General features: G+C 68.5%; 8 protein-coding genes. 3 read left to right on the top strand and 5 right to left on the bottom strand.

Annotated elements, in window-relative coordinates:
• Nucleotides 1-3: 3 nt before the first annotated feature.
• The gene (locus KZC50_RS13940; protein WP_310892067.1) at nucleotides 4-1800 is read right to left on the bottom strand and encodes a dipeptide ABC transporter ATP-binding protein; all 1797 of its coding nucleotides are present in this window, start codon (nucleotides 1798-1800) and stop codon (nucleotides 4-6) included.
• A gap of 32 nt (nucleotides 1801-1832) precedes the next feature.
• Between KZC50_RS13940 and KZC50_RS13935 the strand changes: the two genes are divergently transcribed.
• Entirely contained in the window at nucleotides 1833-2441 is a 609-nt protein-coding gene (locus KZC50_RS13935; protein ID WP_310892066.1) for a PH domain-containing protein, read from the top strand.
• A gap of 11 nt (nucleotides 2442-2452) precedes the next feature.
• Here the strand turns inward: KZC50_RS13935 and KZC50_RS13930 are convergent, their stop codons facing one another.
• From KZC50_RS13930 to KZC50_RS13920, 3 genes are all read right to left on the bottom strand, one after another.
• Nucleotides 2453-3652, bottom strand: coding sequence for an ABC transporter permease (locus KZC50_RS13930; protein ID WP_053547184.1), 1200 nt, complete (start codon nucleotides 3650-3652; stop codon nucleotides 2453-2455).
• Complete coding sequence (locus KZC50_RS13925; RefSeq protein WP_053547183.1) at nucleotides 3653-5170, bottom strand: ABC transporter permease; 1518 nt, start codon at nucleotides 5168-5170, stop codon at nucleotides 3653-3655.
• A gap of 187 nt (nucleotides 5171-5357) precedes the next feature.
• Nucleotides 5358-7190 (bottom strand): ABC transporter family substrate-binding protein, encoded by a 1833-nt coding sequence (locus KZC50_RS13920; protein ID WP_310892065.1) that lies wholly within the window; start codon nucleotides 7188-7190, stop codon nucleotides 5358-5360.
• Between the two features lie 165 nt (nucleotides 7191-7355).
• Between KZC50_RS13920 and KZC50_RS13915 the strand changes: the two genes are divergently transcribed.
• The gene (locus tag KZC50_RS13915) at nucleotides 7356-8159 is read left to right on the top strand and encodes a CPBP family intramembrane glutamic endopeptidase (RefSeq protein ID WP_310892064.1); all 804 of its coding nucleotides are present in this window, start codon (nucleotides 7356-7358) and stop codon (nucleotides 8157-8159) included.
• 654 nt (nucleotides 8160-8813) lie between these two features.
• Nucleotides 8814-9332: a hypothetical protein gene (locus KZC50_RS13910; RefSeq protein ID WP_310892063.1), complete on the top strand. Its 519-nt coding sequence runs from the start codon at nucleotides 8814-8816 to the stop codon at nucleotides 9330-9332.
• Between the two features lie 114 nt (nucleotides 9333-9446).
• Here KZC50_RS13910 and gcvP read toward each other — a convergent pair whose 3' ends face one another.
• Nucleotides 9447-12266 carry an aminomethyl-transferring glycine dehydrogenase gene (gene gcvP, locus KZC50_RS13905; protein WP_375294611.1) on the bottom strand — a complete coding sequence of 940 codons (2820 nt, stop codon included), beginning with the start codon at nucleotides 12264-12266 and terminating at the stop codon, nucleotides 9447-9449.
• Between the last annotated feature and the right edge of the window lie 65 nt (nucleotides 12267-12331).

Here is a 12331-nt window from a genome sequence, read left to right as displayed (position 1 = left end):
GGATCAGCTCGCTTCGCGGGCCGCCATCGCCGCGCGGGCTTCACGCCGCAGGCGCTGCTCCTCCGGGTCCGGAACCGGGACGGCCGAGATCAGGCGCTGCGTGTACGGATCCTTCGCCCCGCGCAGGATCTCATCCCGCGTCCCGGTCTCGACGATCTTCCCGTGGTGCATCACGCTGATGCGGTGCGCGAGGATGTCGACGACGGCGAGGTCGTGGCTGACGAACAGGCACGCGAACTGCAGCTGCTGCTGCAGTTCCTGCAGGAGATCGAGGAAACGGGCCTGAACCGACACGTCCAAAGCAGACGTCGGCTCGTCGGCGACGAGCAGCTCCGGCGCGAGCGCGAGAGCGCGCGCGATACCGACACGCTGGCGCTGACCGCCGGAGAGCTCGTGCGGGAAACGGTTGCGGTAGGAGGCCGGGAGCTCCACCTGGCTGAGGAGCTCCTCGACGCGCCGATCGAGATCCTTCCCCTTCGCGACCCCCGCGAGGAGGATCGGCTCGCCGATGGACTGGCCGATCGGCATCCGGGGGTTGAGGGAGGACGCCGGGTCCTGGAACACGATGCCGGTCCGACGGCGGATCGCGAACAGATCCTTCTGCGTGGCATCCGAGATGTCGGTGCCGACCGTCGTGAGACGCCCCTCCGCAATCGGGATCAGACCGATGGCGGCGCGTCCGATGGTGGTCTTGCCCGAACCGGACTCGCCGACGAGACCCATGATCTCGCCGGGATAGATCTGCAGATCGATGTGCTCTGCCGCGCGGAAGGCCGGGATACGCCCCCGCTTCGGGTACTCGATCGCGACGTCCTCGAACGACAGCACCGGTGTGCGGGCCTCGGCGGGCCCGCCCGCGTCGCTCGCGCGCTCACGGATCGCCGAGATGGTCGGCACGGCGGATGTGTCGGAGACGACCTCCTCGGGCGCGTCGGCGTCGACGGGCTCGAGGACGCCGAGACCGAGGTGCGGGACCGACGCCAGCAGTTGCTGGGTGTAGGGGTGCTTCGGCGCGTGGAAGATCTCCTCCACATTTCCGGCCTCGACAACGACGCCGTTCTTCATCACCATGATGCGGTCTGCGAGGTCGGCCACGACCCCCATGTCGTGCGTGATCAGGATGATCGCCGAATCGAGCCGCTTGTGCAGGTTCCGCAGCAGATCGAGGATCTCGGCCTGCACCGTGACATCGAGGGCGGTGGTCGGTTCGTCGGCGATGAGCAGCAGCGGGTCGCACGAGATCGACTGGGCGATCATCGCACGCTGCCGCTGCCCGCCCGAGAGCTGATGGGGGTACTTGTGGAACGACTGCTCCGGGTTGGGCATCTCCACGAGACGCAGCAGCTCGATCGCTCGCTCCTTCGCGGCCGACGGAGCGAGCGCGCGGTCGTGCGAGCGCAGCGCCTCGGTGATCTGGAATCCGATCGTGTAGACGGGGTTCAGCGCCGTCATCGGCTCCTGGAAGATCACCGCGATGTCACCGCCGCGGAGCGCGCGGATCGTCGCGGGATCCGCGCCGCGGAGCTCACGGTCGAGGAGCTTCACCGAACCGGTGACGCGGGCATTCTCGGGCAGGAGGCCGAGCAGGGACATCGAGCTCGTGCTCTTCCCCGAGCCGGACTCGCCGACGATCGCGAGCACCTCGCCGCGGCGAACGGTGTAGTTCATGTCGACGGCGGCGGGGTAGAACTCCCCCTCGACCCAGAAATCGACGTTCAGACCCTTGACCTCGAGGATCGTCTCGGGAAGAGCCTCGTGCGAGGGGCGGCCGCCGGTGGCGGCATCCGTGGTGTCAGTCATGCGTGTGCATCCGATCTGGAAAGCTGGAGGTCATGTCGTTTCAAGAGGTCCACTATCGTCCGGCCTTCGGCCGTGTCCTCTCCGTCGTGACCATGGTGTTGTGTGCCGCGGCGATCGGCGCCCTCATCTGGGACGATCCGCTCAGCGCGTTGCGATACGCGTGGCCGCTGGTGTTCGTGGCGATCCTGGCGTGGGCGCTCTTCTGGCGTCCGGAGCTGCATGTCGAACCGCACGGGGTGACGGTCGTGAACGTGCTGCGCACGCACTTCCTGCCCTGGCCCGCGGTGCAGTCGATCGATACGCGGTTCGCGCTGACCCTGCAGACGCGGAAGCAGCGCGTCCCCGTCTGGGCGACGCCCGCACCCGGCCGTCACCGCGCCCTCGGCCTTGCGAGCAAGGACTTCGACGGCGTCGGCGCCTCGGCGCGCGGACCGCTCGGAGAACTCCGCCCGAGCGACGCGGTGTCCACGCCGAGTGGGAACCTCGCCCAGACGATCCGCGGCCAGTGGGAAGAGCTTCGCGCCGCCGGCCTTCTCGCCGCCGGGGAGGAACCCGGCGGCGAGAAGACGACGTGGCATGTCGGCACGATCATCGCCCTCGTGCTCACCGCGGCGGCCGCGGTGCTGGGCCTCGCGCTCTGAAGGACTCATCCTCAGCGCTCCGGGTCGAGCCGTCCGTGCCCGGCGTCACCGGGCTCTTCGGGCCGCGGGTCGTGGTAGTTCTCCACGTCTCCCGTGTAGACCGCTTCACCCGCGACCGTGACGGATGCCGGGCCGGCGGCGCCGGCATCCTGGACCGGGCCCGCGGGGGTCGACGAGCGACCCGCGCGCGCCATCGCCCGCTCGCTCGGCATCTTCTTCTGGCGGGGGTCGAACGCGTCGCGCAGACCGTCGCCGATGAAGTTGACGCACAGGGCGATCGTGATGATGAAGATGCCGGGCCACCAGAACAGCCAGGGGCGCGTGGAGAACGCGGCCTGATTGTCGGAGACGATCTTCCCCAGTGACGTGTCGGGCGACACGACACCGAAGCCGAGGAAGCTCAGCGCCGACTCGAGGAGGATCGCGCCCGCCATGAGCAGCGTCGCGTTCACGACGATCACGCCGACGGCGTTCGGCAGGATGTGGCGGAAGATGATCCGCCGGTCCCGAGCCCCCGAGACGCGTGCGGCATCCACGAACTCCCGCTCGCGGAGGGTCAGGAACTCACCCCGCACGAGACGCGCGAGCGTCGTCCACGCGAACAGACCGATCACGACACCGAGGACGGCGGCACCGAGGTTGCCGAGCGCGTTTCCGAGCACGGCGCCGATCACGATGAGCGGAATGGTGATGATGATGTCGGTGAAGCGCATCAGGACCGCGTCGGCGGCCTTGCGGTAGTAGCCGGCGACGGCGCCGATCACGACGCCGATCGCCGTCGCGACGACACCGGCGATGACCATGACCATGAGCGACTGCTGCGCCCCGCGCATGACGACGGCGAAGGTGTCACGGCCGACCTCGTCCTGCCCGAACGGGTGGTTGCCGAACGCGAGACCCGCTCCCCCGAGGAACTCGGGGATGAGCGAGAGGGTCGGGACGCCGCGGTTCTCGATCGGCGGTATCTGACGCCAGTCGTACTGCCACCAGCCCGGGATCCGGATCCCCCACAGGTCGATGCCGACCGAGGTGAAGGACAGGACCACGATGAAGGCGAGCACGATCATCGAGACGACCGCGCCGCGGTGTCGGAAGAAGCGGCGCCGGACGATCTGGCCTTGGCTCAGACCCTCCGTCTCGCGCTGCTCGATGGAGATCTCGGCGGTCGCCGAGGCCTCGCGGTTGTCGGTTTCTTCGGGAGCGTTGTTCACTCAGCTCACCTTGATTCTCGGGTCGAGGGCGGCGTAGATGAGGTCCGCGATGAGGTTGAAGAGGACGGCGAGGGTGCCGGTGACGACGAAGAACGCCATGATCGGGTTCGGATCCGACACACGGAGCGCGTCGACGAAGAGCCGACCCATGCCGGTCCAACCGAAGACCGTCTCGGTGACCACCGCCCCGCCGACGACCGCACCCACGTCGAACGCGATGATCGTCGTGATCGGGATCAGGGCGTTGCGGAACGCGTGACGGACGACGACGGTGCGTTCGGTCAGGCCCTTCGCCCGCGCGGTGCGGATGTAGTCCTGATTCATGACCTCCAGCAGGCTGGCCCGCGAGTAGCGCGTGTACGACGCGAAGGAGATCAGGATGATCGCGATGGTCGGGAGGAGCAGGTGGGTGTACAGGTCGATGCCCTGCACCCAGAAGTTCCCGCCGAGTCCCGGTGTCGACGCGCCGACCGTGGCGATCGGCCGACCCCGAATGCGGCTGGAGTTGGCGTAGACCTCCCAGTACGACATGTACTTGTCGAGCGCGATGAGGCCCGCCGTCAGGATGCCGGTGAGGATCGCGGTGCGGATGACCGGACCCCGATCCGGGCTGCCGAAGAACCAGCCGATGACGCCGGTGACGACGATCGTGAGAACGATCAGCAGGACGAACAGCCCGAGCGTCATCCCATTGAGGATTCCGTTCATCATCGGGAAGTACAGCGCGATGCCGAGGACCGCCACCGTGAGCGCCGCGTAGAGCGACTTCCGGTTGCGCAGGCCCGTGGACACCGCGGTCACACCGATGGCGATCCCGATGGCGAGCGCCGCGTAGACGACGATCCCGATGCTGGGATCGGCGAACCACTGCGTGACCGACAGGTAGGTCAGCACGCCGGCGGTGGCGAGCGTCGCCGCGGCGAGGACGATGAGTCGCCTCTTCCATCTCCCGCCGATCAGCGACATCCACAGCACACCCGCGATGAGGGATATCGCGATGATCGCCGGTACCGCGATCGTCGGATTCGCCAGCCAGCTGTTGAGCTGGATGGCGCCGTACTGCTTCAGCAGCACCGCGACCCAGAAGATCGGGAGGGAGAAGAAGAGGAAGGAGATGAGGGTGACGGTGTAGTCGAAGCCGCTGTACTGACGCAGCGCCGAGACGATACCGACCGAGATGCCCAACACGATCGCCACGACCGTCGCCGTCGTCACCAGCGTCAGCGTCGACGTCAGTGCGTTGGCGAGGAGGGCGTTGACCGGCTGGTTCTGGATGCTGATGCCGAAGTCTCCGCGGAAGAGTCCGCCGAGCCAGAGGAAGTACCGCAGCGGTGCGGGGACATCCAGGTTCAGAAGCCGCGTACGGGCTTCCATGAGCTCCGCCTTGTTCGGAGCGTTGGACTGGGCCAGCTCTTCCAGGGGGTCACCTGAGAGCGAGACCAGGATGTACATCAAGAAGGTCGCGGCGAAGAGCACGAACACAGACGCGATCAGTCGCCGGATGATGAATGAAGCCATGGTGTGGCTGCCTGCCAATCGATGAATCGGCCGGGCGCGCGGGAGCAGTTCGGTTCCGGCTCCTTCGCGCGGCCGCCGCGGAGTGAAGTCTAACGTGCGAGGGGTGCAGGTCCCCGTAAGGGACCTGCACCCCTTTGACCGTGGCGCGTGTCGGGATCAGACCCGGCTCAGGCTGCGGTCGAGACGATCACTCAGCGGCAGCGTCCGTGACTTCCCAGTCCCACGCGTTCCAGAAGATGGTCGGCGCGAGGATCGACGGGTCGATGTTGGTCACCCGGTCGCTGAACGCGGTGACTTCGGGGAACTGGTAGATGGTGACGCCGTAGAAGTCCTCCCACAGCAGACGATCCATCTCCACCTGAAGCTCGATCTGAGCATCCGCGTCGAACGTGGTGTTCAGCTCGGAGATGATCGAGTCGACCTCCGGGTTCGAGTAGAAGTTCAGGTTGTTGATTCCACCGGTGACGAACGTCGGCAGCGAGTTCGTCACGCCGAGGCTCGTGGACTGCCAGCCGAACAGCGAGGCGTCGTAGGCGCCGGGGGTGCCGAGCAGGCCGCCCCAGTCCTCGGAGCCACAGTCGGTGACGTTGAAGCCGGCCTCGTTTGCCGACTGCTGGATGAGGGCGAACTCGTTGACGCGACGCGGGTTGTTCGAGGCGTACAGGACGCAGACCTCGGTGTTGGTGACACCCGACTCCGCGAGGAGTGCGGCGGCACCCTCGATGTCAACGGCTGCGTAGTCGGCCGAGGTGTTGTTCGCGGCGGCCTCGTCGTATCCGGCGGCACCGGGGACGAAGAGCTGCGAGTCACGGAGGATCGCGTCGTCGCCGATGATCGGCTTGATGAGGGTGTCGACGATCTCCTGGCGCGGGATGGTCTTCATGAACGCCTCGCGGACGAGGGGGTTCGAGAAGATGTTCTCCGGGTTGCGACCGTTGTCGAACTGCAGGTCGATGTGCTCGTACGTTCCGCCGAGACCGGTGGTCACGGTGATGCCGTCGATGCCCTCGAGCGCCGTCGTGATGTCGGCGGTGGCCTGCGGCTGGATGATGTCGACCTCACCGTTCTCCAGGGCCTGGACCGCGGCGAGCGGGTCCGGGATGAAGCGGATGGTGATCTCCTCGATGTTCGCGGTGTTGTCACCGGCGTACTCGGGGTTGGCCGTCAGGGTGATGAACTGGTCAGCCTGGAAGTCGCTGATCATGTACGGGCCACTGGCGGTGACGAGCTCGAGGTCGTCGGGCATCGAGGTGAAGTTGAAGCCCGAGTTCCAGAACGAGGCCATCGGCGCGAGGGCCGCGGCGTCGTTGCCCTCGATCGCGTCGAGGACGGCCTGCTTGGCCTCGGCGTTGTCCTCGATGCCGAGGGCCTTCTTCGCCACGATGTGGGCGGGAAGCGGCGCGGTGAACACCAGGTCCCAGTCCACGAAGGGCTCGTTGAACGTCATGGTGATGGAGCGGCCGTCTTCGCCGACCTCGGGCGTCTCAGAGACGAGGCCCATGCCGGACTCGGGGGTCGCACCGGAGTCGAAGTAGACGACGTCCTCGGGGAACGCGTCGGTGAACTCACCGGTCTCGGGGTCGGTGAAGTCGCCCGGGTTGAAGTCCGGGGTGTCCAGCGCGCGAGAGAGCGCAGCCCAGTTGAGCATGAGGTCGGCGGCGTCGATCGGCTCGCCGTCGGACCACACCGCGTTCTCGTTGACCGTGTAGGTCACCGTGAGCGGGTCCTCGTTGACGAGCTCGTACGTGCCGAACGAGGTGTTCTCCACCAGCTCCGGGACGTTGTTGTAGTAGTTGAAGCCGTCGAGCACCAAGTAGTTGATGTTGTTGTTCGCGGTGGCGTTACCGAACGACGTGTTGCCGTTCATCGAGTAGAACGCCTGGTTCCACGCGGCCGTGATCGAGGAGCCCTCGACGAGACCGGAGTCGTCGCCGCCGTCCTCTGCCGGGGTGCACCCCGAAATCACGAGTGCGCCGACTGCGGCGAGTCCCACCGCGGTCGAGATGCGCTTGATTCTCACTGTTCCTCCTGTGCAGGTAGTGCGTGCACGCCCAGCAGAGCAGGACGGCGCGCGGATACCGAAACCCTAAGCGGGGGGTCTGGGATGGTCAAAACAGTGGTGGAAAACGTTACAGAGCCTTAACTCAACGTCGCCGGGATGTGACAATCTGACAAGGTGACCGCGATGGAACCCCCGATCGATGTGAGGAATCCCACGGATCCGCCGCGGGTCCGTCTGTGGTGGGAGATCGGCATCGTCCTCGCACTCTCGGTGGGACAGTCTGCGATCTACAGCGTGCTGTCCTTCGTCCGGACCGTGCAGCGCGCACTCGCGGAGAACGCCGCGATCGGTGATCAGAGCACGCAGTTGAATCCCTCGCGCGACTCCGCCGCCCTGTGGGATCTCACCTATCAGCTGCTGGGTATCTTCTTCTCGCTCTGCCTCGTGGCGCTCGTCGTGTACCTCCTGTGGGAACCCGGTTCGAACGCGCTGCGGCGGATCGGCCTGGACTTCCGTCGTTTCGGCGGAGACCTGGGTCGCGGCATCCTGCTCGTGATCGTGATCGGTGTGCCCGGTCTGGCGCTGTATCTCGCGGGACGTGCCCTCGGGATCACGGTGGAGGTGGTGCCCGCGCCGCTCGACGCCGCCTGGTTCACCGTGCCGGTGCTGCTGCTCGCGGCAGTGCGCGCGGGCCTGCTCGAGGAGGTGATCCTCCTCGGGTACCTCTTCGACCGGCTCCGTCGACTCGGCTGGTCGTGGTGGAGCATCATCATCGCCACCGCTCTGCTGCGTGCGGCGTACCACGCGTACCAGGGCGTCGGTGCGATCATCGGGAACTTCGTCATGGGCCTGGTGTTCGGGTGGTGCTATCGCCGGTGGGGCCGGGTCATGCCGCTCGTGATCGCGCACACCCTGATCGACGTCGTCGCCTTCGTCGGGTATCCCCTCGCCGTCGGCCTCTGGCCCACCCTCTTCGGCCCTTCCTGACCGCCCCCTTTTCCCTCCCCCTGACCGCGAGACTGCATCCTCCCGTCGAGACTGCACGCGCCGCACGCCGTTTCGGCGGGAGGATGCAGTCTCGGTGACAGAGAGAGGGCGCGGCGAGCGTCCTCCACACACGACGAGGGCGGGCTTCGCGCGCGAGGATGTCCACAGGCTGCCGGGGATGCGGCATCCGCGCGACACGGCGGAGCCACACTCGGGCGATGGACCCCGTACTGACGCTTCCGTCATCTCCGCTCGCGCTCCACAGGGCCGCCGACCTCCACCGCCCGGCGGCGGCGGCGGCACGAGGGCAGTTGCACCGCGTCCGGGATGGCATCTACGCGGATGCCGAGGAGTGGGCGGAGCTGACACCGTGGCGTCGCTACCTCGCCCGCGTCCACGCTGTCGCGATGACGCGCCCCGACGCGGTGTTCTGCCTGGAATCAGCGAGCGCTCTCCTCGGCCTCCCGGTCTTCGGCGACCCTCTCACCGTCCACACGCTCGGCGGCGCGACGGCCACGGGTCGGGAGTGCGGCGGGGTCCGGGTCCACGCGGGGTGCGGCGACCGGCGGCTCGTCTCCGCAGGCGGACGCACCGTGACATCGCTCGCTGACACCGCGGTCGACCTCGCGCGGCACCGGCATCCGGCCGTGGGTCGTGGCGACCGCGGATGCCGCACTGCGGCTGGACCCCACGCTGAGCACCGACATCCTGACCGCGATCAACGAGCAGCGCGAGAGCAGCCGCGGGCGTCGACGCGCGCGCGACCCTCTCCGCGAGGCCGACGCCGCGGCGGAGTCGCCGCTCGAATCGGTGAGCCGGTGCGTGATCCGCTGGCTCGGCTTCGCGCCCCCGATCCTCCAGAAGGTGTTCCGGACCGACGGTGTCCTCGACCGCGGCGACTTCTGGTGGCCCGAGTCGTCGGTGCTCGGAGAGGCGGACGGCGATCTGAAGTACGACGGGTCGCTCGGGGATCCGCTGCGCGCGCTCCGGCAGCGTCGCGATCGCGACATCCGCCTGTCCCGCCATGTCCGCACCGTCGCCCACTGGGCGTGGACGGAGGCGACGACGTTCGCCCCGCTGCGCGCCATCCTCCTCGGACACGGCGTCCCGCTGGTGGCGGGGGAAGACACCGCTTCCCTCCTCACCCTGCGCCGCGCGGTCGCCCCGCGCTGACGCCCCCTCCCCCTCCTAGATCAACGAGACTGCATCCTCCGGTCGAGAAAGCACACTCAGCACGCAGTCTCAACCGGAGGATGCAGTCTCGCGGTCAGCAGGAAGGCCGAAGGGTCAGGCGAAGGCCTCCAGGGGAGGGCAGGCGCAGACGAGGTTCCGGTCTCCGTAGGCCTGGTCGATCCGGCGTACGGGAGGCCAGTACTTCGTGCGCACCAGGTCCCGTTCGGGATACACCGCCACCTCGCGCGAGTAGGCGTGATTCCATTCCCCCTCGATGACGGATGCCGCGGTGTGCGGCGCGTTCACCAGGGGGTTGTCCTCCGCCGGCCACTCCCCCGCTGCGACCCGATCCGCTTCCGCGCGGATCGCCACCATCGCGTCGACGAACCGGTCGATCTCGGCCAGATCCTCGCTCTCGGTGGGCTCGACCATGAGCGTCCCGGCGACCGGGAACGACATCGTCGGCGCGTGGAAGCCGTAGTCGATCAGCCTCTTGGCGACGTCGTCGACGGTGATGCCCGTCTGCTCGCGGAGCGGCCGCAGGTCGAGGATGCACTCGTGGGCGACCAGCCCACCGTCCCCCGCGTACAGGACGGGATAGTGGTCCTTCAGCCGCGCCGCGACGTAATTCGCCGCGAGCACCGCGGCCCCCGTCGCCTGGCGGAGGCCCTCAGCGCCCATCATCCGCACGTACGCCCACGAGATCGGCAGGATGCCGGCCGAGCCGGAGGGCGCCGACGACACCGGGCCGCCCGCGAAGACGGCCCCTCCCGCGTGCACCTCGGCCTGCGCGAACGGATGCCCGGGGAGGAAGGGCGCGAGATGCGCCTTCGCGGCGACCGGCCCCACCCCGGGTCCGCCACCCCCGTGCGGGATCGCGAAAGTCTTGTGCAGGTTGAGGTGCGACACGTCGCCGCCCAAGTCGCCGAAGCGGGCGTAGCCGAGGAGCGCGTTGAGGTTCGCTCCGTCGACGTAGACCTGGCCGCCGGCGGCGTGGACGGCGTCCGTGATCTCCACCACGTCGTGCTCGTACACACCGTGGGTGGACGGGTAGGTGATCATCAGCGCGGCGAGCTGGTCGGCGTGCGCGGCGATCTTCGCGCGCAAGTCGCCGAGATCGACATTGCCGGCTTCGTCGCACGCCACGACGACCACGCGCATGCCCGCCAGGACCGCCGAGGCGGCGTTCGTGCCGTGCGCGGACGAGGGAATGAGACAGACGGTGCGCCCCTCGTCTCCACGCGAGCGGTGGTAGCCGCGGATCGCCAGCAGCCCCGCGAGCTCGCCCTGCGAGCCGGCGTTCGGCTGCAGCGAGACCGCGTCGTAGCCGGTCATCTCCGCCAGCCACCCCTCGAGCTGGTCGATCAGCGCGAGGTAGCCTCGGACGTCGTCGGCGGGCGCGAAGGGATGAACGCGAGCGAACTCCGGCCACGACACCGCAGCCATCTCGGTCGCCGCGTTGAGCTTCATCGTGCAGGACCCGAGCGGGATCATGCCGCGATCGAGGGCGTAGTCCCGGTCCGCCAGCCGTTTGAGGAAGCGCATCATCGCCGTCTCGGAATGGTGGGAGCGGAAGACGGGGTGCGTGAGGATCTCGTCTTCCCGATGCATCTCGGCCGCGACGCCCGCGAGCGCCGGGGTCTCCTGCCAGGCCAGGCCGACCCCGAGCCCTTCGCCGTCCACGCGACCCGCGATCGCCGCCGCGACCGCCGCCAGATCGCGTGCGTCCGTGGTCTCGTCGACGGAGACCGCAACCGTCCTCGCATCCGCCGCCCAGAGCTGGTAGCCCCGTTCGCGGGCTCGCTCGACGACCGCCGCCGCGTCGTCCACACGGACCCGAACCGTGTCGAAGAAGGCATCGCACACCACGCCGGCGCCGGCGCGCCGGAGCGCCGACGCCAGCGTCTCGGCCTTCCGCGCCACCGCCGATGCGATCCCGCGGAGTCCGTCCGGGCCGTGGTAGACCGCGTACATCGCCGCCATGACGGCGAGCAGCACCTGGGCGGTGCAGATGTTCGACGTCGCCTTCTCGCGTCGGATGTGCTGCTCGCGTGTCTGCAGCGAAAGGCGGTACGCCGGCTGCCCGGCGGCATCCTGCGAGACGCCGACGAGACGTCCCGGAAGCTGGCGTTCGAGCCCTGCCCGCACGGCCATGTATCCGGCGTGCGGACCGCCGAAACCGAGCGGCACCCCGAAGCGCTGCGTGGTACCGACGGCGATGTCGGCGCCGAGCGCCCCCGGTGAGCGAAGGAGGGTCAGGGCGAGCAGGTCCGCGGCGACGACGCCGAGCCCTCCCGCCAGGTGCGCCGCCTCCAGCACACCGGACGGGTTCCACACGCGCCCCGAGGCGCCCGGGTACTGGATGAACACCCCGAAGAGCTCGTCGGGCAGCGTCTCGCCCGCCGCGAAGTCGCGCTCGAGGATGCGGATGCCGAGGGGCTCGGCACGCGCATCGAGGAGCGCCCGCGTCTGCGGGAGGGCGTCGGCGTCGACGACGAAGACGTCACTGGCGACGCGGGAGGCCCGGCGGGCGACCAGCATCCCCTCGACGACAGCCGTGGATTCGTCGAGCATGGACGCGTTCGCCGTCGCGAGCCCGGTGAGGTCGGCGACCATGGTCTGGAAGGTGATCAGCGCCTCCAGGCGCCCCTGGGAGATCTCCGGCTGGTACGGGGTGTACGCGGTGTACCAGGAGGGGTTCTCCAGCACGTTCCGCGAGATGACCGACGGAGTGATCGTGTCGTAGTAGCCGAGGCCGATCATCGGACGCGCGGACCGGTTGCGTCCGGCGAGCGCGCGCAGTTCGGCGAGGGCCTCGCTTTCGGATGCCGCCTGAGGAATGCTCGAGTCCTCGGTGGCGCGCTGTCGGATGGCGGCCGGCACCGCGCGGTCGGCGAGCGCGTCGATGCTGTGATAGCCGACCGCGTCGAGCATCGCACGCTGAGCGGCGGCATCCGTTCCGATGTGACGGTCGACGAAGGATGCCGGTGCGAACGGCG

Origin of the sequence: Microbacterium aurantiacum, from assembly GCF_031625015.1 — a bacterium.
In the GTDB taxonomy this organism is placed as follows: Bacteria; Actinomycetota; Actinomycetes; order Actinomycetales; family Microbacteriaceae; genus Microbacterium; species Microbacterium aurantiacum.
Note: the sequence above shows the minus strand (reverse complement) of the source record. Positions and strands in the feature narration are given on the sequence as shown.